The sequence below is a fragment of the Patescibacteria group bacterium genome (assembly GCA_041674405.1).
Classification (GTDB): domain Bacteria; phylum Patescibacteriota; class UBA1384; order XYA2-FULL-43-10; family XYA2-FULL-43-10; genus JBAYVT01.
In genome coordinates, this window is record JBAYVT010000003.1 from 15413 (window position 1) to 39153 (window position 23741).

The 23741-nt window shown below is 39.8% G+C and carries 27 protein-coding genes and 1 tRNA gene; 13 read left to right on the forward strand and 15 right to left on the reverse strand.

What is annotated here, in order from left to right:
- Positions 1-37: 37 nt before the first annotated feature.
- The 4 genes from fmt to amrB all read right to left on the reverse strand — a co-directional run bounded on the left by fmt (position 38) and on the right by amrB (position 5335).
- On the reverse strand, positions 38-1372 hold the full coding sequence (gene fmt, locus WC080_02255) for a methionyl-tRNA formyltransferase (protein ID MFA7244085.1): 1335 nt from the start codon (positions 1370-1372) through the stop codon (positions 38-40).
- Complete coding sequence (locus tag WC080_02260; protein MFA7244086.1) at positions 1369-2526, reverse strand: UDP-glucose 4-epimerase; 1158 nt, start codon at positions 2524-2526, stop codon at positions 1369-1371. Before WC080_02260 ends, fmt begins: the two co-directional genes overlap by 4 nt.
- 65 nt (positions 2527-2591) lie before the next feature.
- Positions 2592-4535 (reverse strand): primosomal protein N', encoded by a 1944-nt coding sequence (priA, locus tag WC080_02265; protein ID MFA7244087.1) that lies wholly within the window; start codon positions 4533-4535, stop codon positions 2592-2594.
- On the reverse strand, positions 4532-5335 hold the full coding sequence (gene amrB / locus WC080_02270; GenBank protein MFA7244088.1) for an AmmeMemoRadiSam system protein B: 804 nt from the start codon (positions 5333-5335) through the stop codon (positions 4532-4534). The genes priA and amrB overlap by 4 nt, the downstream gene beginning before the upstream one ends.
- 75 nt (positions 5336-5410) lie before the next feature.
- Between amrB and der the strand changes: the two genes are divergently transcribed.
- Positions 5411-6721: a ribosome biogenesis GTPase Der gene (der, locus tag WC080_02275; GenBank protein MFA7244089.1), complete on the forward strand. Its 1311-nt coding sequence runs from the start codon at positions 5411-5413 to the stop codon at positions 6719-6721.
- A gap of 1 nt (position 6722) precedes the next feature.
- On the opposite strand, the gene lepB is transcribed toward der, so the two are convergent.
- Positions 6723-7355: a signal peptidase I gene (gene lepB / locus WC080_02280; GenBank protein ID MFA7244090.1), complete on the reverse strand. Its 633-nt coding sequence runs from the start codon at positions 7353-7355 to the stop codon at positions 6723-6725.
- Positions 7356-7464: 109 nt separating this feature from the next.
- Here lepB and WC080_02285 point away from each other — a divergent pair, with 109 nt between their 5' ends.
- The 3 genes from WC080_02285 to WC080_02295 are packed head-to-tail and all read left to right on the forward strand — an operon-like array spanning position 7465 to position 8916.
- On the forward strand, positions 7465-8208 hold the full coding sequence (locus WC080_02285) for a prolipoprotein diacylglyceryl transferase family protein (GenBank protein ID MFA7244091.1): 744 nt from the start codon (positions 7465-7467) through the stop codon (positions 8206-8208).
- Positions 8201-8533: a TraR/DksA C4-type zinc finger protein gene (locus tag WC080_02290; protein MFA7244092.1), complete on the forward strand. Its 333-nt coding sequence runs from the start codon at positions 8201-8203 to the stop codon at positions 8531-8533. Before WC080_02285 ends, WC080_02290 begins: the two co-directional genes overlap by 8 nt.
- A complete protein-coding gene (locus WC080_02295; protein ID MFA7244093.1) occupies positions 8509-8916 on the forward strand; it encodes a signal peptidase II in 408 nt (135 codons plus the stop codon). The genes WC080_02290 and WC080_02295 overlap by 25 nt, the downstream gene beginning before the upstream one ends.
- Here WC080_02295 and purD read toward each other — a convergent pair.
- The 7 genes from purD to WC080_02330 all read right to left on the reverse strand — a co-directional run bounded on the left by purD (position 8897) and on the right by WC080_02330 (position 13814).
- On the reverse strand, positions 8897-10201 hold the full coding sequence (purD, locus tag WC080_02300; protein ID MFA7244094.1) for a phosphoribosylamine--glycine ligase: 1305 nt from the start codon (positions 10199-10201) through the stop codon (positions 8897-8899). The genes WC080_02295 and purD overlap by 20 nt on opposite strands.
- Before the next feature lie 84 nt (positions 10202-10285).
- Positions 10286-10627 (reverse strand): 50S ribosomal protein L20, encoded by a 342-nt coding sequence (rplT, locus tag WC080_02305; GenBank protein MFA7244095.1) that lies wholly within the window; start codon positions 10625-10627, stop codon positions 10286-10288.
- 9 nt (positions 10628-10636) lie between these two features.
- Complete coding sequence (locus WC080_02310) at positions 10637-10822, reverse strand: 50S ribosomal protein L35 (protein ID MFA7244096.1); 186 nt, start codon at positions 10820-10822, stop codon at positions 10637-10639.
- A 2-nt stretch (positions 10823-10824) separates the two neighbouring features.
- Positions 10825-11406, reverse strand: a complete 582-nt coding sequence (gene infC / locus WC080_02315; protein MFA7244097.1) for a translation initiation factor IF-3 — start codon at positions 11404-11406, stop codon at positions 10825-10827.
- Between the two features lie 124 nt (positions 11407-11530).
- The gene (locus WC080_02320; GenBank protein ID MFA7244098.1) at positions 11531-12295 is read right to left on the reverse strand and encodes a diacylglycerol kinase family protein; all 765 of its coding nucleotides are present in this window, start codon (positions 12293-12295) and stop codon (positions 11531-11533) included.
- A gap of 87 nt (positions 12296-12382) precedes the next feature.
- Positions 12383-12808, reverse strand: a complete 426-nt coding sequence (locus tag WC080_02325; GenBank protein MFA7244099.1) for a polymer-forming cytoskeletal protein — start codon at positions 12806-12808, stop codon at positions 12383-12385.
- A gap of 127 nt (positions 12809-12935) precedes the next feature.
- Positions 12936-13814 (reverse strand): hypothetical protein, encoded by an 879-nt coding sequence (locus WC080_02330; protein MFA7244100.1) that lies wholly within the window; start codon positions 13812-13814, stop codon positions 12936-12938.
- A gap of 146 nt (positions 13815-13960) precedes the next feature.
- On the opposite strand from WC080_02330, the gene uvrA reads away from it, so the two are divergent.
- The 4 genes from uvrA (at position 13961) to WC080_02350 (ending at position 19774) form a co-directional block, all read left to right on the forward strand.
- Positions 13961-16807, forward strand: coding sequence for an excinuclease ABC subunit UvrA (gene uvrA / locus WC080_02335; GenBank protein MFA7244101.1), 2847 nt, complete (start codon positions 13961-13963; stop codon positions 16805-16807).
- 157 nt (positions 16808-16964) lie between these two features.
- Positions 16965-18041 carry an HAD-IIB family hydrolase gene (locus WC080_02340; GenBank protein MFA7244102.1) on the forward strand — a complete coding sequence of 359 codons (1077 nt, stop codon included), beginning with the start codon at positions 16965-16967 and terminating at the stop codon, positions 18039-18041.
- 55 nt (positions 18042-18096) lie between these two features.
- Positions 18097-19326, forward strand: coding sequence for a DNA polymerase (locus tag WC080_02345; protein ID MFA7244103.1), 1230 nt, complete (start codon positions 18097-18099; stop codon positions 19324-19326).
- A 112-nt stretch (positions 19327-19438) separates the two neighbouring features.
- Entirely contained in the window at positions 19439-19774 is a 336-nt protein-coding gene (locus WC080_02350) for a hypothetical protein (protein MFA7244104.1), read from the forward strand.
- 12 nt (positions 19775-19786) lie between these two features.
- On the opposite strand, the gene WC080_02355 is transcribed toward WC080_02350, so the two are convergent.
- Positions 19787-19945, reverse strand: a complete 159-nt coding sequence (locus WC080_02355; GenBank protein MFA7244105.1) for a hypothetical protein — start codon at positions 19943-19945, stop codon at positions 19787-19789.
- Here WC080_02355 and WC080_02360 point away from each other — a divergent pair.
- The gene (locus WC080_02360; GenBank protein MFA7244106.1) at positions 19938-20333 is read left to right on the forward strand and encodes a DUF456 domain-containing protein; all 396 of its coding nucleotides are present in this window, start codon (positions 19938-19940) and stop codon (positions 20331-20333) included. The genes WC080_02355 and WC080_02360 overlap by 8 nt on opposite strands.
- Positions 20333-20971, forward strand: a complete 639-nt coding sequence (locus tag WC080_02365; GenBank protein MFA7244107.1) for a methyltransferase domain-containing protein — start codon at positions 20333-20335, stop codon at positions 20969-20971. The genes WC080_02360 and WC080_02365 overlap by 1 nt, the downstream gene beginning before the upstream one ends.
- Positions 20972-20973: 2 nt before the next feature.
- Here WC080_02365 and WC080_02370 read toward each other — a convergent pair whose 3' ends face one another.
- Entirely contained in the window at positions 20974-21726 is a 753-nt protein-coding gene (locus tag WC080_02370; protein ID MFA7244108.1) for an SDR family NAD(P)-dependent oxidoreductase, read from the reverse strand.
- Positions 21727-21885: 159 nt separating this feature from the next.
- The gene (gene cas2 / locus WC080_02375) at positions 21886-22482 is read right to left on the reverse strand and encodes a CRISPR-associated endonuclease Cas2 (protein ID MFA7244109.1); all 597 of its coding nucleotides are present in this window, start codon (positions 22480-22482) and stop codon (positions 21886-21888) included.
- 136 nt (positions 22483-22618) lie between these two features.
- On the opposite strand from cas2, the gene WC080_02380 reads away from it, so the two are divergent.
- From WC080_02380 to WC080_02390, 3 genes are all read left to right on the forward strand, one after another.
- Positions 22619-23119, forward strand: coding sequence for a hypothetical protein (locus WC080_02380; GenBank protein MFA7244110.1), 501 nt, complete (start codon positions 22619-22621; stop codon positions 23117-23119).
- An 8-nt stretch (positions 23120-23127) separates the two neighbouring features.
- Positions 23128-23469, forward strand: coding sequence for a phage holin family protein (locus WC080_02385; protein ID MFA7244111.1), 342 nt, complete (start codon positions 23128-23130; stop codon positions 23467-23469).
- 74 nt (positions 23470-23543) lie between these two features.
- Positions 23544-23618: transfer RNA gene (locus WC080_02390), tRNA-Lys, on the forward strand.
- Positions 23619-23741 lie beyond the last annotated feature (123 nt).

Below are 23741 nucleotides of genomic sequence, written 5' to 3' on the forward strand. Positions count from 1 at the left end.
CCCGATTTTCTTATAAGACTGCTCATAGATTAACAAATTATTCTGAAAATGTCAATTCCTCTCTGTATCCATTTTTAAAATCATCATAACTCATTTCATTCTTACCGGCCGGTTTGACACGATCGATAACTAAATGCTTTTCTTTATCCAGATGGGCAGCCGTTATCTGAATTCTTTTACCCTTAATATCAGTATATACTCCTGGCCAAGGATAAAATGCTCGAATCATACGATCAACCTCAACCCCACTGGTTTCCGGTACCACTTCCCCGTCTAATTTTTTAAGAATTTTGGTGTAAGTCGCTTTTTTTTCGTGCTGAATCACTGGTTTTATGTCACCAGTTATATAATATGGCAAGGCTGTTAATAAAAGTGAAGCACCCAGCTCAGAAAGATAATCGTGCAATATCTGATAATTTTCACTTCCCGAAAGCTTAATGCTCGTCTGGGCAATAATCGGGCCGCTATCTACGCCTTCATCAATTTTAATTATCGATACCCCAATTTTGTGGTCACCATTCAAAATTGCGCTTTGGATCGGAGTTGTCCCTCTGTATTTCGGAAGTAATGAAGGATGAATGTTGAGTGTTTTGTACTTGGGAATTGTAAATATTTTTTTTGGGATAATAAAGCCAAAATCTGTCACGACACCCAAATCCGGCTTAAGTGATTTTATCTGTTTGAAAGCCTTGTCGTCTTTGAGTGTTTTGACCTCAATTACAGGGATTTTTAATTTATTTGCAAGTAGTTTTATATTGTTCGCATCAACTTTTTTACCTCGTGCTAGTTTTTCCGAGCTACCCGTTATCACAGCCTTGACTTTGTATTGTGGATCGCGATGCAAACTTTCGAGAGTATGGAGACCAAAATTTCCAGTTCCAAAAAATACCACCGATACTTCCTTAATATGATCGACAAATAGTGTTGAATTTAAGTGATCAATTTCATGCTGTATAACTCTGCCCTGGATGTTATCAGCGCTAATCTCAATCGGTTTTCCATATCTATCCTGCCCAGTGACAGTAATTTTCTGAGGTCTCTTTATGACCAGTTCCATGCCCGGAAAAGAGAGGCACCCCTCCACCATTTTACATTGTTCGCTTGAAGCTTTTTTAATTTTGGGATTGCACAAAATTGTTAATGGAAATTTTTTGTAACCTTCTTCTTCGTCTTCTTCATCTGTTTGATATTCACAAACCAAAATTTTTTTTGAATGTCCAACCTGTGGAGCAGCCAGGCCAATTCCATTGTGTTCTCGCATCGTATCCACCATATTGTCAATCAATGTCTGCAATTCCATATCAAAAGACTCAACCTTTTCAGTGGCCTCTCGTAATACCGGTTCTCCGTCTTTAAATACTTTTAACTTCATCTATTAAATCCTTTCGGATGGCTTGTGTGCCAATTCCAAGCAGTCTTCGCCATATCGGCTAGAGAATATTTTGCTTTCCATTCAAACATTTTTTCAGCTTTGTTGCTATTTGCGACCGAAACTGCCGGATCACCGCTTCGCCGACCAACAAAGCTGTATGCAACTTTTTTGCCCGATGCTTGATTAACAGCAGCAATTACTTCAAGAACAGTCGAGCCTTTACTAGTTCCCAAATTGAATGTGTCAGAAACAGAAGTTTTGAGCAAATAATTCAATGCTGACACATGCCCAGCTGCTATATCGGAAACATGGATATAATCTCGAATGCCAGTTCCATCAGGCGTCTTATAGTCGTTACCGAAAACCTTTAACTCGGGTATTTTTCCAAGAAGATGTAAAATACAAACCACCATGAGTGTTGTCGGGTTGGCCTTGTCTTCACCAATCTCACCTTCCGGATCAGCGCCGCAAACGTTGAAATAACGCAATACAATTGATTTAATACCAGATATTTTATCATACTTTTTAAGAAGAACTTCGTCAAGCATTTTAGATAAGCCATAGATTGAAAGTGGGATTCTCAATGCAGCCAACTCCTCATCGGAAAGAGCAATTTCTGGCCGGTTAGCGTATATACTATTATATGCGGCAATAAATTTTTGGAAGAATTCTTCACCCTCAACATCAGCCCCTTCCCACTTACCGGCAAGAAGGTATGATTTTTCCGGTTTAAACCGTTCAGTGTAATCCTCAACAAAAGGAATTTCTTTCTCATCCTCCGGATTGCCATATGTGGATGCAGTCGAGGATTTGATAATATATTTACACCCAACTTCAGACATTACATCGAGCAAATTGACAAAATTTTCGACGTTATTTTTAAGATATTTTTCCGGTTTCTCCATTGATTCGCCGACAGCGAGATAAGCTGCAAAATCTATAACTGCATCAGGTTTGTGCTTTTTGAAAATCTGTCTTACTTTTTCTTTATCGGCAAGATCACAAAGTTCAAATTCCGCTCGTGACTCAATCGATTCTTTGTGTCCAGTCTCTAGGCTGTCGAGTACAACCACATCAAATCCGGCATTCTTGAGTTCTTTAACAGTGTGACTCCCAATATATCCGGCACCACCGGTGACTAAAATCTTTAGCATTTTATATTCCCGTTAATGATTCTATTTCATTTTAACAAAGTTATTAGGTTTAAATCCAGTTTATTCTATAGCATATCGATCGGATCTACGTCCCAGATGACGTATGGAAATTTATGATAAATTGCGGCCAATTTTTCACTGGGTAATTTTGATATTTTTATTATGGCATGAAGCCGACATCGGTTGTTTAATTTCTGAAAAAAACACATGCCGGGACCGATAAATTCTATGCCAGAAATCTCTAGCTCTTTCGTGATTTTTTCAATTTCAGATCGGGCTCTTTTTTCATTTCTGTCCTCGGAAACGATTCGAACAATGTGTGAAAATGGAGGATAATTTAGTTTTTTTCGATGATTGATTTCTTCAGAATAGAATTTTTTATAGTCATGAGTTGCAGCATATTTAATCGCCCTTGACCCGGGCCAATAGGTTTGAATTATCGTCCGGCCGACATTATGGGTTCGGCCAGAACGGCCGGAAACCTGAGTTATGACTCTAAAAGTCTTTTCACTCGAACGAAATTGCGGAAGATGCAGGCCAACATCAGCGGAAATTATTCCGACAAGGTCTATCCCCGGAATATCAAATCCTTTCGAAAGCATCTGGGTTCCGATGACGATATCAATTTTGTGATCTTTCAGATCCCGATAAAGCTTCTTATGGTCTTTCTTGTTTTTAATTGTCGTTGAATCCACCCGAAAAATTCTGGCCCTGGGAAATAATTTGCATATTTCCGCCTCAATTCTTTCTACTCCTGAACCAAATGACTTTATCTTCGAGCTTTTACAATTTGGGCACTTAGACGGTGTTGAAATTGAATAATCACAATGATGGCAACGAAGATTTTCGTATTTTCCTGATCCGTAAGAAATCAGCGGGATATCGCAGTTTGAACAATTTATCACCTCGCCACATTCACGACAGGAGGTAAATGTCGATTGACCGCGCCGGTTTAAAAACAGGAGAACTTGTTTTTTGTTTGAAAGGGTTTTTGCAATTTCTTTTTGCATCCTTTCTGAAATCGGTGAATAATTACCGGACCGCATTTCAGATTTCAAATCAACAACTTCTGCTACCGGCATTATCAATTTTTGATATCGCGATTTAAGCTCAAAAAGATCATATATGCCAGAATCGGCCCTAAAGAATGATTCGACTCTTGGCGTAGCGCTTCCAAAAACTAAAAGAGCATTGGTTTTTTTTGCCAGAACCTCTGCGACCTCTCCAGTATGGTATCTTGGCGCATGGTCCTGCTTGTAAGCCTCCTCCTGCTCCTCATCAACAATAATTAAACCGAGGTTTTTTGATGGAACCAAAAGCGCTGATCGTGGCCCGATAATAATTCCTTTTTTGCCTTCGTAAAAATTTTTATAACAATAATATTTTTCCGAATCCGAAAGTCCTGAGTGCATGAGGCAAATATCGTCACCAAAAACTTCGGAAAATCTTTCAACCGTTTGCGGGGTTAAGATAATTTCTGGCACTAAAACAATTATTTGTTTGCCTGATTTTCTAGCCTCCTCAGCCAGTTTAATATAAACTTCGGTTTTTCCCGAACCTGTTACACCATAGAGGAGCGCTGGTTTTTTATTCTTGTCAGCAAATTTTGCTTTCAATGATTCAAATATTTTCTTTTGTTCTTCTGAAAGTGTCTTTGTTTTGATATCGCAATTAACGTTTGTTTCTTCCATACGGGGCCGGCTAATCACAGGTGGCATAAATAATGAAATTGACTCACCCAAAGAACAAAGGTAGTAAGATGAAATCCATTTTGCAAGATCGATATAGTGATTCGGCAATGAAAATTTTTCTTCAACCCTTTCGATGTCTTTGGTTTTATATGCTGGCTTCTCCTTATTCAAACCAATCACAACACCGCGAATTTTCTTATCACCAAACGGAATATATACTATTGAGCCAATTTTAATTACAAAATCCTCTGGAATATTATAAGAGTAGAATTGTTTTTCTTTTGCAGTTCTAATTTCTGGTACAACTTGAGCAATCATTCGGATACCTGAAAGTCTACTACCAGATAACCAACACCAAAAGGATGCTCATACGATAAGACCTCTGGTTCAATTTTTTTCTGAGCAATAGCGCCCAGCGCAATTAAAAGCGATCGATAACCACACTCTCCTGCAGCCTCCTGCATATCTTCGTCTGCATAGATAATTTTTTCCGGATCGAATTTTTGCAGGCTATTTCTAACAAGATTGTCAAATTTTTCCGGAGCACCATCGATCCCGCCAAAATTGTTTTGATGTTTGTGGGATAAATCGCCGGAAGCAATAATTGCGATGCGCCTCTCATCTTTTTCGCAAATTTTACCGATTATTTCCCCAAACGAATAATGGGCCGCGCGATCGAGCATCGAATATCCAATCGTTACAATTTCAATTTTTGCTGAATCTTTGGTTAAAAAGTAAAGCGGAACCATAACCCCATGGTCTAAAACATAGTAACCATCATCGTGATTTTGTGTTTCAGCCGGCACTTTTTCTTTTCTTGCACCATTAAGAATATTATTTGAAAGCTCAATATTGCCGGGAAATGACATCGAGATTTCTGGGGCATTAAATTCTCCAAAATTACCGGAAAACCTGGGAGCCATTCCAATAGTCATCGCGTATGGATTTAAATTCCCATGAGGTGAAATGATTAGAACTGAATCAATATCATTTTCTTCAAACCTTTTTGAGAGCTCTAACATCGCTTCTTCAGTTGGCTTAACTTCTTTTAGACTTTCTTTGCCAATTTCCGGAATAAGGAGTGGTGGGTGAGGAACAAAAGCAGCGAAAACAATCATTTGTCATCCTTTCGGGATTGAATAAAATCCCGATATGTGCTATTATTTGTTGATTCAATCATTCATAATAATCATATGCGCAAAGAAGCCATTATTGCAATAATCGGACGACCAAATGTCGGCAAATCAACGCTTTTCAACCGCCTGATCGGGAAGAGAAAAGCAATTGAAACGCCTACCCCTGGCACAACAATCGATCGCCTATACGGAGATCTTTCTTGGCAAGGTAATAAGTATATACTGATCGATACTGCCGGAATTGCGGCAGCAGGAAAAGATGAACTAATAAATGCTGCTCTGATCGGAGTCGATCTTGCTCTCGAAGAAGCTGATTTAATAATATTTGTTGTCGATTCGACCACCGGCATAGATCCAAAAGATATTGAAATTGCCCGAAGATTGAGAAAAGCCAAAAAACCTGTGGTTTTGGCAGTGAACAAAGCCGACAATGTCGAGAGAAGTGAAAAAGCATTGGATTTTCGTCGTCTCGGTTTTCCTGATCTTGTACCAGTTTCAGCAATCTCCGGAAAAGGATCAGGCGACCTACTTGAGACAATTTCAGATCTTATTCCCAAAAATGCAAAAAAAACTGAAGGAAATAAAAAATCTGATTTCAGCCTGGCAATTATTGGTCGGCCAAACTGCGGTAAATCAACACTTCTAAATGCAATTGCCGAATCTCCAAAAATGATTGTTTCCAATATCGCCGGCACAACCCGCGATGCTGAAGAACATATTGTCAATTACAAAAGCAAGAAAATTAAACTCACAGATACGGCAGGAATCAGAAGGAAGAGTAAAATTCCCTACGATTCAATAGAAAGTTACGCACTCCTACGTTCTCTTCGTGCGGTCAAAGAAAGCGACGTCGTGGTTTATATGATCGATGCGATAGAAGGAATGGCATCAATAGATCAGAATATCCTGGGTGAGGCCAAAGAGCTTGGCAAATCGATTGTTGTTGCCGTAAATAAAATTGATCAATGGAAAAACCCCGAAGAAGAGATGGCAAGATTCCTCGGCGCCCTGACAAATTCACTCAATTTTATGCCCTGGGTGCCGGTAGTTTTTATCTCAGCCAAGGAAGAAACTCATATCAGAGAGATGATGAATCAAGCAATCAAAGCTTTTGAGAGCCGATTTATTGAAGCTGATAATGAAACTCTAAAAGAAATTCTAGAAAATGGAAAAGCGACTCATCCCGAGCTTTCATACATAAAGGAACTATATTTCGAGCGAACCAACCCTCCGGTTTTCAAAGCAAAAATTTGGAAAAAAGAAAAACTTCACTTCTCGCACAAGAGATTTCTTGAAAACCGCATCCGTGATTCTTACGGATACGAAGGCTCGCCAATCTTTATTGACTGGATCAAGATCAAAAAATAGCTTAATTTGCGACGTAAGAGATTCTATGCTCTATCCCAAAACGGTCAAGCGGTTTGATAATGAGCCAAGCACGACCGATGATATTTGTTTTGGGCAAAACCCCCCATTCACGCGAGTCAGATGAATGTTCTCTGTTGTCGCCCATGACGAAATATTCTTTATCTCTTAAAGTGATCGAGTAAATTTTTTCTCCGGTTATTGTTTGTGTTCCGGATGGCAAATAAGCCGATTCGTCCAACATAAAGCCGTTTGGATGGTCATTATTAATAATTTTAATAGTATTGTTTTCTATTGTAACCGTTTCACCAGGAAGTCCGATAACCCGTTTGATAAAATTGACTGAAGGGTTTTTGGGATATTTAAAAATCACTACATCCCCACGATTTGGCTGATATAAGGAATAAGTCAGCTTTTCAGCAAGTAAATACTCTGTATCGATAAAATTTGGCATCATTGAGCTACCCTCAACCACAAAAGGCTGGATCAAAAAATACCGAATTGCGAAAGCAATAACAAATACAACAATTCCGGTTTTAAGAAGATCCCATAGAAAATATAAAAAATCCCTTGCTGGCTGATTTTCTATTGGCATGTTATTTAGCTCTTCACCATTTTGTTCGAATTTCTTTTCCACTGATTTCCTTCACACTTAATTCATTCCTAACCATTTTATCTTTTATTGACATCATTGGTCAACCTTAATGTATAATGATGGTGGGCGACAAAAATCGTTTTTTTGTTATATGATAGGAATTTCACTTTTTAAAATTGGTTCGGCAACCATTTATACTTACGGGGCATTCCTAGTAATAGGGGTTCTTCTTTCGTGCCTAGCGATGTTTTTCATGGCTCGCTCCTCCGGTAAGCAAGCTGCATATTTATTGGATTATATAGTATATACGGCATTATTTGGGATTATCGGAGCCAGAATTTCATTTTATATAATATACCATTCACAATTTTCAAGCTTTGTAGATATCTTCAAAATCTGGCAAGGCGGTTTAATCTCATATGGCGGCTTCATTCTCGGCATTATTGCTTTTATCCTAATCGTAAGAAGTACCAAAGAAAAAATTCTCCCTTGGCTTGATATTTTGATTGTGTCGGCACTTTTAGGCTTGGCAGTTGGAAGATTTGGATCATTTCTATCCGGTGAGCTAGCAGGAATTGCCGCAACAGGATCGTTTGCGATTAATGGCTTATATCCGGTCACTTTATTTGAAGCAATATGGAATCTGATCATTTTTGCATTTTTCTTTATTTTCTTCATGCTGGGCAACTCAAGAATAAAGAGCGGGGTTATTGCCGCTCAAGCTCTTGCCATGTATTCATTGGGCAGATTTTTTATTGAATTCTATAGGGCTGAGGATAAGATTTTTATTGGATTATCCATAAGCCAGATAATATTAATTGTAATTTTTGCATTTGCTTGTATCTTATTTATTAAACAAATTAGTTTCAGGAAAAAAGGAGCCAGGAATGCTTGAAAAAAACTTTTTGGAGCAACAAAAGAAATCCCTTCTTGCCGAGAAGGAAAGGCTTGAAACAAAAATAAAAGAACTGAACAAATTTCCGGAATATGGCGAGAGTGAGGATGACAATGCAATGGAAATGGCGGATTTTGAAAGTAATTTATCAATAGAAGAGCAATTAAAATTTTTATTGAAAAAAATAAATGATGCACTTAAAGCGATTGATGACAGCACTTATGGCACTTGCAAAAGCTGTGGCGAAGCAATAGAAGAGGGCCGGCTTGAGGCAATGCCGTATGCCGAGCTGTGTGTGAAATGTTACAAAGATTCAAAAAAATAATCCCATATCTGATAGTTGCTGTAGAAATAGTCTGCTTTTTCTTGGCAGACTATTTTGCAATCTGGCATGCAGATTTTTTACTCAATAAGAATTTTATTTTTGGCAGTTTTACCGGATTACTTGTGCTTAATATTGCAATAATTATCTTGATTCTCTTTGCTTTTATTCTCATTCGTCGGTATCAATTCGGAATTGGCTTAATTCTCGCCGGCAGTATTTCCAACCTACTCGATCGTATATTCTACGGCGGCGTGATCGATTATTTCCGCCTGCCATTTCGGTTCCCCGCTTTTAATCTCTCTGACATATCGATCTGCTTCGGGGCATTCTTGATAATTCTGACAATCCTGTTTGGAAATAAACTTACAAACAAGACTTCTTAGATTTCAAAAAAGCTTTTGCTCCAATATCAGTACGGAATTGCATTCCCTCAAATTTTATTTGATCAACCGCCTGGTAAACGCTATCCAGAGCTTGTTTTAGAGTTTTTCCGGTTGCTGTCACACCAAGTACTCTTCCGCCAGAGGTGCATATACCACCATCTTTGATTTTCGTTCCGGAATGAAATACAACAACATTCGGAATTTTTTCCGCTCCATCAATGCCAACGATCGGAATCTCTTTTGACTTACTAGCCGGGTAACCTTTGGAGGCAATTATTATGCAGGCTGCGAAGCCCAATTTCCACTTCACATCCAGATCTTTTAATTTGCCATCGATACAAGCCTCAATAATTTCGATCAAATCAGAGTCGAGCAGCCGCATGTATGATTGGGTTTCTGGATCGCCAAATCTGGCATTAAACTCGAGAACTTTCGGTCCGTCTTTCGTCAATTTCAACCCGGGATACAAGCAACCGGCATATTCAATATTTTTCTTTTTGAGCCCTACTAAAACTGGCTTAATCACTTTGTTTTCTGCCCATTTAAGATAATCCTTTCCTGCCCAAGGCACAGGAGCATAAGTTCCCATTCCGCCAGTATTCGGACCTATATCGCCATCGAAAATTTGTTTGTGGTCTTGTGAGGTTGGGAAAATAACTGAAGTTTTTCCATCGGTTATGCAATGGATAGAAAGTTCCTGGTCCGATCCCAAATATTCTTCGATAACAACCGAATCTCCGGAGGCGCCAAAAGCTTTCTCAACCATTATTTTTTTAAGAGCAGCTTTTGCCTCTTCTAGACTATTGCAGATTGAAACGCCCTTACCCAAAGCCAAGCCGTTTGCTTTAATAACAATCGGCATATTTTGTAATTTAATATAAGACAAAGCTTTCTCAAAATTATTAAAAGTCCTAAATTTAGCGGTGGGAACAGAAGCAGCCTTCATCAAGTTTTTCGAAAAGATTTTTGAAGACTCAATCCGCGCGGCTTTTTTGCTAGGGCCAAAGATTCTCAATCCGGCCTTCTGAAATGAGTCGACTATTCCTAGGGCGAGCGGATCGTCGGGACCAACAATCGTAAGGCCAATTTGATTACTTTTTGCAAAATTGATCAATGCCTTAAAGTCTGTCGACTTAATATCAATATTTGATGCCAGCTTAGCTGTTCCGCCGTTTCCGGGTGCGACAAAAATTTTTGCGACTCTGGGGGATTGGGCAATTTTCCAAACCAGTGCATGTTCTCTTCCGCCACCACCGATAACCAATATATTAATCTTCTTCTTCATAACTCTATTATAGTGGTAAATTTGAGAATCAAAAAACCGCCTCATAGATCTCGGCGGTTTTTTGCAAATATCTGAAATTGGTTCTTATTTTACTTCGGCGACCAGCTTTTCCATTACTTCAGGATTGTTTTTGGCAAGGTCAGCAAGGATTTTGCGGTTTAGATCTATCTTTTTCTCGGCAAGTTTGTGTATGAACTCGGAATAGGAAATCCCCTTGTCTGAAAGAAATGCATTGATTCGGACGATCCAAAGTGAGCGGAATTCTCTCTTTTTCACTCGTCTGTCACGATATGAATACTTACCAGCCTTAAGGACTGCTTGCTTGGCAAGCTTAAAAACGGACTTTCTTCGTCCAGTATATCCTTTTGCCGCTTTGATAATTTTTTTGTGTTTGGCATGTCTTACCGTGCCACGTTTTACTCTCATTGTTCTCCTTTATAGGTATGGGGCAAGTTTTTTAACTTTCTTGATATCTGCAGTTGTAACTCTTTGCGGCACCTTCTTGCGATCAGATTTATGGGTAAGGAGGTGGGAAACCGCAGCTTTGTCTCGCATCAAAATACCAGATCCGGTTTTTCGGACTCGTTTTACTGTTGCTTTGTGAGTTTTAAGTTTTGGCATGTCTAATCCTCTTTTTCCGATTCGTTTGATTCTTCTCTAATTCCCTTAACCATCGCATTTAGCATATTTCCTAGTTTACCAGGCCTAGATTCGTAAATAAGGCCAGAAGCTTGTGAAAATCTATCAAATACATTAATCGCATTTCCTACAAAGGCATTCTCCCTGCCACGGAGACGCATTGAAACTTTGATTTTGAATCCTTTGTCGAAAAGTTCCCTTGCCTGTTTTGCTTTGTATTCAATATCATGGTCACCGATATTGGCAGTAAGGCGTATCTCTTTTAGGCCGGTTTCTTTTTGTTTGGCTTTGTTTTCTTTGTCTTTTTTAGCCAATTCGTATTTATAGCGGCCAAAATCCATAATTTTGCATACAGGCGGGCGAGAAGTAGAATTTATCTCCACAAGATCAAGCCCTTTTTCCTTGGCAAGGCTAATAGCCTCGGCGTTGGATATTTCCCCGAGCTTGTTTCCTTCTTCGTCTATGACAAGAAGCGGTGAGAACCGGATATTTTCATTGATCCGGATAAATCTGTTCTTGCTAATTCTGAACTCCTTTTTTCCTTTTTGCAGCCCTAAGAATAACAAAAAGTTGGCGAAAAGTCAACAAACAATTAATAGAAAAAAGAGATGTGAAAAAAGAGATGTGAAAAACTAGGAAACTGGCTTTGAAAATCCAGATTTCTCAGTGCAAATTTTTCGATACCCAAGTTCAATCTTCAATATGCTTACCAACAATTAACCTCAATTTTTCATCCGTACTTTCGATATATTGTGGAGTTTTTGATATTACTGACCCTCCCGATGTTATAAATACCGACTTATTGGTAAAAATTCTCATCGATCTTGCGCGAAAGGTGCTAATATTTTTTTCAAGTATTTTATTCAATGTAAACAAACCTGATATTTTTTCCAGAATACCATTTTCATGTTGAATATCAGATTGGATTGTTACGTCCAAATATTCCGGTTTCGGTTTTTTCACATTGGGTTCAATATTTGAAATCGTCATTTTGCTGACTTTTGCCTGAACTAGATAACCCTTGAATTCGATCGTAATTTCCGTGGATTTCTTAAGTTCGAGCTCGGCAGATGTAATAAAATGCCTTCTGTTTCCAGTCATGCCAAGATTAATCTCTTTGATTCTGCGAAATCTTAGAACATCGATAGCATCTCTTGGATTTCTAACCCCGATAACATTTTCGATTTCGGCCGATGCCTCGAGTGGAATTATTCCCATGGCTTCTGGTTTACCAACCATTTTGTCAGCTACTTGATTTATAATATCATCAGAACCAACCGCGACGATTGTTGAATATTTTTTTCGCAGTCCAATCTCAGCAAGCTCTGAAGCTGATTGCACACCAGTTACATAAGTGAATTCACCAGAAATACCAATATGGGCAAGCTGGTCCTTGATTGCTTCAACCTGAGTTTTCTTCTTACATTTTTTCGGATCAAAAATATAGTAGTACATCAATATATCTAAAAACTAATATCTAATAACTAAAACCGCAGGAAATATTCTTGAATGACCTAGCAACTAGTCACTAGAAACTAGAAACTACTTTTTATTTTTATCCCAGAAGCCTGCCTTGGGAGTGCTTTCGGCTATTACTTCATCTTTGAGTTCATCTTTTTCAGTTTTTCCAGGGGTTTCTTTGGCACCAGCCATAATACTATTTCCATTGAAAATTGCACCTTCGCGAATAATCAGGGTTTTGGTTTTAATATCGCCGGAAACCGCTCCGGTCGGATCGAGCTCAACTTTTTCAGTCGCTTCCACCACCCCATCAACTTTGCCCGAAACCAAAATATTTTTGGCCATCACCGGACCCTTCACACTCGCAGAAGAACCAATGGTCACATTTTCATCGCTCTTAATCTCCCCCTCGACATTACCATTGATCTGAATCGAACCCTTGTTTTTCAAGTTCCCCTTGACGCTGACATCCACACCAATGATTGTGTCTGCTTGTTGGGCTTCCATTTTGCTCCTTATGATTGATTAGTATTTACTATTTTCTTTACTAAATCATATCACAGATAAATTTTCAAAGAAGGGGATAAATATGTTGATAAAACTTGTACCGCTCGCCCATACCAGGGGCGAGCGGTCAGTCAGTGTCTGGTAACCCCCAGATCCGTATCCAGAGGAAAAGGAACAAAGTAAGAAATAGGTGCTGCGTTAGCACGGAGCCAAGGGAGAAATATGTGGCTCCGGCTCGCCGAAAGCGGTAGAGGTCACGATAGCGCATTATGCCGCCGCCGCCGATGATGGGGAATCCCTTCGGCAAAACACTCCTCAAAGTCGTGATCGTTTCGCGGGCAATCTTCTGGATCTTGCTTCCCGAAACGGCGCCTTTTACTCCGAGCCATCGCTCGAGCGGGGAGGGTTTGTTCCCAAAGATGCGTTCCCAGCGAACGGTATTGATAGCGCTCACGGCCTGTATATAACCTTGTCTCGCTGCACAAGCAACTGCCTTTATTTGCCGCTCGTCAGCGGCAATTTTGGCAATGACAGGTCGTGGGAGGAACCTGGCAACCCTCAGGATTCCCAAGAAGTCGATGGCTTCGGCGACGTTCGGGCATGAGAGATTAATCTCGAACGCCAGAACGTGCCTGAACCACTCCGGATGAAGCTTGTGGTATTTTCTCACAAGCCGAACCATCATAGCCATTTCGGCCGGAGACTTGGCATGAAGTGATACGATTACGTCGTGCCGCAGCCTAGGAAGAATGACCAGTAGAAGATGCAATAACCCTTTGTTACCGAGGGCCATAGCATTGACACAACTTTCCATTCCCCACAGCATACGGAGGGCTTTCCACGGAGGATTGCCTTTGTTAGGTAGGTAGGTGACGGATTTTAGTACCGGAATCATTGCGACCATCCAGTAATAAATCCGCTGCAGTGGAATCCAACCCATGCCTGTCATCCCCATCGCGCCAGAAGCGACGATGAGTTTTTTGGGCAGAAGCAGTGTCTTACTCATCGACTCACTTCCTTTGCAATGTTGTCGGTGCCTCGAAAAAAGTATATTCGAAAATCCGAAAGATCACAAATGGATGATTATAACCCTTGAAGAATCTTGACAAATGGTGTATAATTGCATAGATTTTTGCGAATCAGAAAGTATATATGGATCAAATCAAAATACATGGTGCCAGAGAGCATAATTTAAAAAATATAAGCCTTGATATACCAAGGAATAAGCTTGTTGTGATCACCGGATTATCCGGTTCGGGCAAGTCTTCCCTCGCCTTTGATACGATTTACGCCGAAGGCCAGAGAAGATATGTTGAAAGCTTGTCATCCTATGCAAGGCAATTTTTGGGCATAATGCAAAAGCCAGATGTTGACTATATTGAAGGATTATCTCCGGCCATTTCGATCGACCAGAAGTCAGCGTCTAGAAATCCAAGATCAACCGTGGGAACAATCACTGAAATTTATGATTATTTAAGATTACTTTTTGCCCGGGTTGGAATTCCACATTGCCCGAATTGCGGCAAACCAGTTTCTCGTCAATCGGTTTCTGAGATTACAGAGCAGGTTTCAAAATCAGGAAATAACACTCGCCGAATAGCAATTTTAGCACCACTTATTACTGATAAAAAAGGTGAACACAAGCAAATTTTTGAACAAATTAAACGCGGCGGCTTTGCTCGCGTCCGGCTTGACGGCACAATTATGGACCTTGAGGAAGCTGAGAATCTTGAGCTCGATAAACAAAAAAAACACTCCATTGATGTTGTCGTCGATCGCCTTATTATTGAACCCCTCGACCTTGCTCGAGGTAAAAAAGGTATTGACGAATCAAACCGGAAGCGCCTCTTTGATTCTATAGAAAAGGCTCTCGAAGTTTCGGGTGGGAAACTTACCGTTTATAACTTTGAAACCGATAAATCAAAGTTTTATAGCGAGAATTTCGCTTGCGCTACTTGTGGCATTTCAATGCCAGAGTTAGCGCCGCGATCATTTTCTTTTAATTCTCCTCATGGCGCTTGTTCTTATTGCCAAGGACTCGGCACTCGCCGGGAAATTGACCCGAAGTTAGTTTTGCCTAACCCAAAATTATCAATTCTGGAGGGAGCAATTCGCCCATGGATTCGTTCGACTTCGAATTCAACCTGGTATTTTAGAATTATGGAAGCTGCTGCCCGCGCACACAAGGTTGACCTTGGTAAACCTATTAAGAACCTGAGCAAAGATGATCTGAGGGTAATTTTATTTGGCACAGGTGAAGAAGAATTCAATGTCCGAGGATATATTACAAAGTATGAAGGTGTCATACCCAACTTAATGCGACGTTATAAAGAAACTGATTCCGATTATGTAAAACGAGAAATTGAAAAATACATGGTTGTAAAAACTTGTCCATCATGCGGTGGAGCCAGATTGCGTCCGGAAGTATTGGGTGTAAAAATTAATGACAAAAATATTGTTGAAATTTCTCAAATGACGATTGAAAATTCGGCTGCTTTTTTTGATTCACTTGATAAAAAACTTACTGAGAGTGAAAAAAATATTGCCAAGCAAATTATTAAAGAAATTTCCCAGCGTCTGAATTTCTTAATTAATGTTGGCTTACCATATTTGACCATCGATCGAAATGCTGCCACCCTAGCAGGTGGAGAAGCACAAAGAATTCGCCTGGCAACCCAAATTGGTTCTGGCCTCATGGGTGTTTTATACATATTGGACGAGCCTTCGATTGGCTTACATCAGCGCGATAACGGAAGGCTTTTGACAACACTTAAAAATCTAAGAGATCTCGGAAATACCGTTATTGTAGTCGAGCATGATGAGGAAACAATGGAAGAATCAGACTATCTCATTGATATTGGTCCTGGTGCCGGTGAGCACGGCGGAAATGTTGTGTGCCAAGGCACACCAAGCGAGGTGAAAAAAATGAATGGATCTGTGACGGCTGATTATCTGTCTGGTAGAAAAAAAATTGACATACCTAAAATCCGCAGAAGCGGTTCGGGAAATTTTCTGGAAATTATCGGAGCCGAGGAAAACAACCTTAAAAATATTGACGTGAAAATTCCATTAAACGCTTTTGTTTGTGTCACAGGGGTCTCGGGTTCAGGCAAATCAACATTGATCAATGATATCCTAGCCAAAGATCTTTCGCATAAATTTCATCGATCTCAAGAACTTCCTGGAAAACACAAGGAAATAGTTGGATATGAAAATTTGAACAAGATTATCGATATTGATCAGTCTCCAATTGGTAAATCTCCACGCTCCAACCCCGCAACTTATACTGGGGCTTTTACCCCAATCAGGGAACTTTTTGCTAGCACCCAGGAAGCAAGAATGCGCGGTTACAGGCCTGGTAGATTCTCCTTTAATGTCAAAGGTGGACGCTGTGAAAAGTGCCGCGGTGATGGCGTTATTAAAATAGAAATGCACTTTTTGCCCGATGTATATATAACTTGCGAGGAATGTAAGGGCAAAAGATACAATAAAGAAGCTTTAGAAATTCATTATAAAGGTAAATCGATTGCCGATGTGCTAGATATGACAGTTGAGGCAGCAACAGAATTTTTCAAAAATATTCCGAATATATACCAAAAATTTGTGGTCTTAAGTGAAGTTGGTTTGGGCTATGTTAAGCTCGGACAGCCAGCAACAACTCTTTCTGGCGGCGAAGCTCAGCGAATTAAGCTTGCTACCGAACTTGCTAGGCGCGGAACTGGAAAAACCCTCTACATTCTCGATGAGCCGACAACCGGCTTGCATTTTGATGATGTGGGGCGGCTTTTGAAAGTTTTGAATGCGCTTGCGGACAAAGGCAATACTGTGCTTGTGATCGAACACAATCTTGATGTAATTAAATCAGCTGACTATATCATAGACATGGGCCCAGAAGGCGGGGACAAGGGTGGAAAAGTTATCGCCAAGGGCACTCCCGAAGAAATTGCCAAGTCAGAAATTTCTCATACCGGCACTTATCTTAAGAAAATATTGAAATAATTTTTCTGAAATTAAAAATGTAGGAAAATCGCCACGATCGCGATAAAATTCCTACATTTTTATTTGAAATAGATATTGCCCACATTTGCTAAATAAATTTTTATCTGTATAATTTATCGTATATTATCGTATAAGTTATACTTTTAGGATCAAAATAATGGAAATCAAAAAACAAACTTACATTTTTTATGATGTGGACGGCACATTGGCACAGCCCTTTCAGTCACCTCCAGAGAAATTAAAAAAGGTGATAAAAGGTATAGACAAGGCGGGAATAAAACAAATTCTTTGTTCCGGAAAGAACAAAGAATATTTGGCCGGAATGGCGCGCAGCCTCGGAATTGAAAGTACTTCGCATATAATTGCTGAAAATGGCGGCGTCATTTACGATTGGCGGAAGATGAAAATTCATTATAAAAATCCGGATGGAGAAAAAGTCAGAAAACATAAAGAGAAAATTTTGTCCGAAATCAAAGGCAATAAATTTGCCGAGGAAGCAAAAGAAACTATTGTTACCATATTTATGGAAGATCTTGATAAAACTCCGGCGTTAGCAAAGAGGATTACTAAAGCGTTAAATGATCCAGACTTAGCTATTAAACACTACAAAGACGGGGCGATTGACGTTTTCCATTCAAAGGTGAACAAGGGTAAGGCCCTGGAATATTATTTTAAAAATTTGACTGAGTCATCCGATGCACAAGTTTTCACATTTGGAGATGGTGTCAACGATCTTGAGATGCTCGAGTTTGGAACCCCTGTAACATTTGCTGATGCCCACCCGGAAGTGATAAGGGCAGTAAAAAATCGAAATGGACTTGTCTCAGAAAAAGATGGCCCTGATGGCGCAGTCGAGGCTCTATCCAATTTATCTTCGGACGGGCTGCTCCCGGAGGCCTTCAACCACATCGGATTTGCTTATCGTCCCTGGGGCAGCTGGGAGGTTTTGTCAACCGGTGACGGATTCAAGGTAAAGAAAATGGTTGTAAAACCTGGCCTTAAATTAAGTTTACAGAAACATAAACATCGATCTGAACACTGGTTTGTTTTTGAGGGCACTGCAACCGTTACACTAAATGGTTCTACCCTTAAAATTAACCACGGTAATGACATTTACATCCGAAAAGAAGCGATACATCGCGTTAGCAATAGGGGCAAATCTGATTTGGTAATCATAGAGGTCCAACGGGGTAAGTATTTAGGCGAAGATGACATTGTGAAAATTAAAGAATAAATGTACTAGATTTATCCACATTGCATGTTCGGTATTTGTTCGGTATAGTTCTAGCATGGACCTAAAGAAAAAACCCAAAGATTTTTCAACTCTTTTTCTCGATATGAACGCTTATTTTGCCTCTATTGAGCAGCAGGTCAACCCACCTCTTCGCGGCCAACCTGTCGGTATCACGCCCTATACCGGCCCAACCGGCTGCGTAATTGCGCGTTCATACGAGGCCAAGGATTGGGGAGTGGGGACGGGGGACCTGGTCCGCGATGCTAGAAAAAAATGCCCCAAAATCCAAATTATCGAGGCACGACCAGCGCTTTATCAGCTCTATCACCGGGAAATTTTGAAAGTTTTGAAGGCTCACTCTCCGTATGTCACTCCCCTTTCGATTGACGAATTCTTAATTCATCTTACGGGCAGTGATTGTTCAGAAGTAAATTCGCTCAAGATGGCGGAAAGTCTGAAGAACGGAATCACAAAAAGTGGCGACTACCTAAAGTGTTCAATCGGTATCGGTCCAAATTATTTTCTTTCAAAGGTAGCCGGAGAGTCAAAAAAACCAGACGGCCTTACTGTTATAAAGTTAAATAAACTAGATGAATTTTACAAACATTTAAGATTGCGTGATTTACCAGGAATTAATCACAGAATGGAAGCCCAGCTAGCGCATCGTGGTATATACTCATCTTCTGATTTTTTTCAAGCAAATTTAGTTTCCATGTCGCGAATGTTCGGCCACATTGGCAAAACCTGGTATTACCGATTGCGTGGATATAATATTGATGAATTTGAAGTCAAGACTAAAACCATCGGGCACTCGCATGTTTTACCACCGGATTTCAGGACTCGTAATCAAGCAGTGGCAGTGATCGAAAAATTAGTAGCAAAATCCGGCTATCGGCTTCGCAATCAGGGCTACTTTGCTGCCGGGGTTGCTATTTCTGTTGGTTTTATGGAAGGCGGAGGGTTTCACAAGACCAAAAAGTGCACCGCTTTTTCTGATAATCGGACATTTCTCCTGGAAGTAAAAAGTCTACTTAAAAATTGCCAAATTTGGCGCACACCGCTTTATGTTGCCGTCTCTGCCTTCAATTTATCTCGGCAGACGGGGCGGCAAATCTCGATCTTTTCAGAAATAGAGCGTTCACGACGGATTTCCGAAGCGATGGATGAGGTGAATGATGAGTTTGGTGCAAGCACGCTGTTTACCGGCTCGCTTTTCCCCGCAAAAGACACAGCGCCTGATCGCATTCCATTTGGGAGAGTAAGATATGAAATACTCAATTTTTGAGTATTTCATAAAATTTAAATCCCAAACTAGGATTTAGGGGTTAGAATTTTGCTTTTTGTTATTTTATGAACTAGAATATGGTTGAAATATTAAATCTAAACGCGGAGGTAACATGGGGAATGTTCATTTTGGCAGGTGGGCGTTTGTCGCTGGAATGGTATTGGCAGTAGCAGCAGGATTTTTCACAATTCCGTATGTTCTTACAATTTTGGCAATCTTGGGTTTGGTTGTAGGATTTATGAATATACGCGCCAGAGAATCCGAAAGATATTTAATTGCCGTAATTGCTCTCCTTATTATGGGTACTGGAATTTTAGAAGCGCTGTCTGCACTGGGTTCGCTTTATGGCCTTGGCGAATCAATCCTAACTAATCTGATTTCATTTATAGGCGCCTCCGGTTTGGTGGTTGCAGTAAAACAAGTTGTCACAATGGGACAAGGCGAGTAAAATCACGTCAATTTAGAAAAAAGGATCAGCTGATCCTTTTTTCTTTTTCACAAGATCGATATAATATTTGCACATGACTATCACAATATTTATTCTACTTTTGTTGTTTCTTCTTGCCGGAATCGCCGGCACGTTTTTGGTGGTTTTACCGGGAATTCCTTTTATGTTCATTACAGTCCTTGCCTATGCAATTTTTGACCGCTTCCATCGAATAACCGGGTGGAACATACTTTTTTTTGCCGCTTTGACCTTAGCCTCATTATTCATTGATTATCTTTCGGGGATTATGGGTGCAAAACTTTTTGGTGCTTCAAAATACGGCACGATTGGAGGAATTATCGGCGGATTAATTGGTCTTTTTGTCTTTCCACCATTTGGAATTTTCATTGGAATGTTTCTGGGAGTGATAATTTTCGAGGTAATGCTTTCAAAAAAATCAGTCACGAAATCAGTAAAATCCGGCACCGGATCGATATTGGGCTCCATCGCCGGCATTGTCATCAACCTGATAATTGCCCTGGCATTCCTCGTCAGTTTTATAGTTCTATATTGGAAATAATGTCGAAAGATTATTTACAACTTAATAAAGAAACCTACGATCGCCTTGCAAAAGAATTCCAGGATAAGATTGGAAGCCGTCTGTCCTCCGACAAAAGAGTCGTTGAGAGGTTTGTTTCATTTTTACCGACACCGAGCAGTAACATCAATATCTTGGATATTGGACCAGGCAATGGAAATATGAGCATGCTGCTATCTGAGCTGGGTTATAATGTAACGGCTATTGAAATTTCGCCAGAGATGACCCGAGTTGCTTCAAACAACGCACCCAAGGCAAAAATAATTACAGATGATTTCTTGAGCCACCAATTTGATAAAAGTTTTACGGGAATATTGGCAATTGCCTTTATCCATCTTTTTCCGAAACAAGACTTATTTAGGGTATTAAATAAAATAAAAGATTTACTAGAAAATGATGGAAAGGTTTATTTTTCTACAACTAAGCATCGGAATTCCGAGGAAGGGATGTTTTCAAAAAATAATTTCAAGGATAAATCAAAACGGTTTAGGCATAAATTTACAAAAGAAGAGCTCTGGGAGCAGTTAGAAAAAATAGGATTTAGAATAATTGATTATTCTGAAGATATAGGTTGTGAAGAAGAAAATAAAATTTGGATGAATTTCATCGTTTCAAAATAGATTTATCTTAGTGTCCAGCCACCGTCTACAATAATGGTTTGGCCAGTGATGTAGTCAGCTTTGCCTGAAGAAAGAAAAACAGCCAAATTTGCAATATCTTCCGGCTGGCCCATGCGTGCCAACGGAATGGCCGAGATAGTTTGTTGTTTTGTTGTATCGTCTGATTTTGCACCTGGGGTTTCAATCGCACCCGGAGCTACTGCATTCACATTTATCTTTTTTGGCGCAAGCTCGACCGCAATAGCGCGGATAGAGGCATTGATACCCCCTTTTGTTGCGCAATAGTGAGCAAGTCCGGAAAATCCAACGAAGCCAGCAATTGAAGAGATGTCAACAATTTTACCTCCGTTCACCATTTTCTCTGCTGCTGCCTGAGTACAAAGGAATGTTCCCTTCAGATTTACCGCCATTACCTTATCCCAATCCTCCTCTGTAAGCTCGAAAAATGGCTTCATGGGGTATATGCCGGCATTATTAACTAAAATATCAAGCTTACCAAATTCAGAGATGGCTGCTTCAATCATTTTGTCTACGTCAGCCTTGCTCGAGACATCGGTTTTTATTGATTTTGTTACATATCCTTGCGAATTTAACTTTTGTGCGCTCTCGGCAGCGGCCTCTTCGTTCATGTCAGCAATTAAAACTTTAGCGCCAGATCTTGCTAATCGTTCAGTAATGCCCAGACCAATCCCCATTGCCCCGCCTGTTACGATGGCAACCTTATCTGTTAGGTCGATGAATTTATCCACTTCCATATATCCTCCGTGTTAATATTCCAGATCATTATATATCCAAAATATATTTTTCGCCATGTACATTCTCGGGTTTGTCGTTCAAAAACAAAGCACATAAGTTAATATTGATAGCAAAAAAACGTAACAATTCTTCCGCGACCGCGTAAAAAGTGTTACGTTTTATTCTGAGATCAAATCTTCCTTAAACAAAATTCCACGATCAATGAATTCTTCAATAATATTTTGTTCTCCCTGAAAAATTTCCGAGATCATAATTACGACATTTTCAGAAACTCCAAGCCTTTCAGATAATTCCGATATCTCCCGCGTGCATTCAAACGGATAAACATGCACGCTTTTTTGAATCTGAATAAAGCCAGCGTTTTTAATTGCTTTACGAAAAATATCTCTCTCATCCCGCATCTTCTCGGGAATATCAAATATTACAACTCTCCATTTTCGATCCCAAATCTCCGATCGTTTCACCCGAATATCAAAAGTCATTATTTTTTTGATATGGTTAATTCCCCTGGGTGTAATTTCAAGATATTTTTCTTTATCCCGGGTAAATGATTCAATATATCCGTGCTTTTTGAGATAATAGATCTTTTGGCGTAGATTGATTTTAGAATTTTCGATTTCATCTTTTGCTGCCATAGCTGATTTTCTATAAACGGGGCTTGCTTCAAAAAAAGGCATAACCGTGGCATCGAATAATGCTAAAAGAATCTCTTTCGCGCTCAATTTTGCAATTTCTAAACTTTCTCTTTTTAACATTTGTAACAATTTTATCACGATCGTGATAAAATTGTTACATTTTTGTTTTAGATCATTTGGATTATTATGTTGACACAAAAATAGCTTTGAACGATAATGGTATTAGCGAATTATTCTTGATTAGGAGGGAATTTTCATGCCACTCCCCACATGGGATGTTTTTATTGGGTTGGCATTTGTTATCGGCATTGCTTACGGCTTTATTTTGCGTCGTGAGAAAACGATTACCTTTTTGTGCTCAACATATATAGGCTTGGTTATTGCGTCCTCTTTTTCGCAATACGTTTTTGACCTCTTTAACGGCAACAAAGTAGTAGCAAATCAGGTTTGGATTCATTCAAATGCCTCAACCTCGACCATTTCTATCGTTCTTCTGCTTCTCTCGTCATTTTTCATATCAGGAGCAATAAATTCTACCGCCAAATCTGGTGGTGATTTATCACCCCTAGAAATTATTATTTACAGCGCACTAAACATGGCACTAATTGTCTCGTCAATCATTGGATTTCTGGCCCCAGACAAAAGAGATGCAATATTGGCAGCTTCAAAGATAGGATCTTTTCTATATGGCACGAGAGGACTCTGGGTAATTATCCCTCCGATTGCCCTTGTCATCCTTAATTTTAAAAAGAAATAGGAGTGAGGATGTATTTTCTTTTGCGTTGGATAATAAATACTCTGGCACTTTTAATTGCGGCATATCTAGTGCCTGGTGTTTCATTTTCTGGCTTTTGGTCAGCTTTGATTGCCGCGTTGATTTTTGGTTTGATCAATGCTGTGATACGGCCGATCATGATAATACTTACTCTGCCCGTAAATCTGGTTACGCTTGGCTTGTTTACGCTTGTAATAAATGCCCTTATGTTCTGGCTAGCATCGGCAGTAGTCAAGGGGTTTACAGTAACAGGATTCTGGCCAGCTTTTTTCGGCGCATTGGTTTACTGGATCATTATTATATTGGTTAATCTTATCGAGAAAGCCGATTAGCCAGCCTTGACCCTGACTCAAAAATAAGCTATAATCTGTATGTTTTTGGCGAACAAAAACATGAGTTAAATTCTGGATTGCTAGCTCAATGGTAGAGCAGTGGCCTTTTAAGCCATTGGTTCTGGGTTCGAGTCCCAGGCAATCCACCAAAAAAACTTTGACCTTGCGTCAGAGTTTTTTTGTTGGAATTGGACTTGAACATTTTATGATTTTATTGTATTATTACGCGTGTCCCATGATCATAGCACACTTCGAAACAAGGGGCTGAGCGC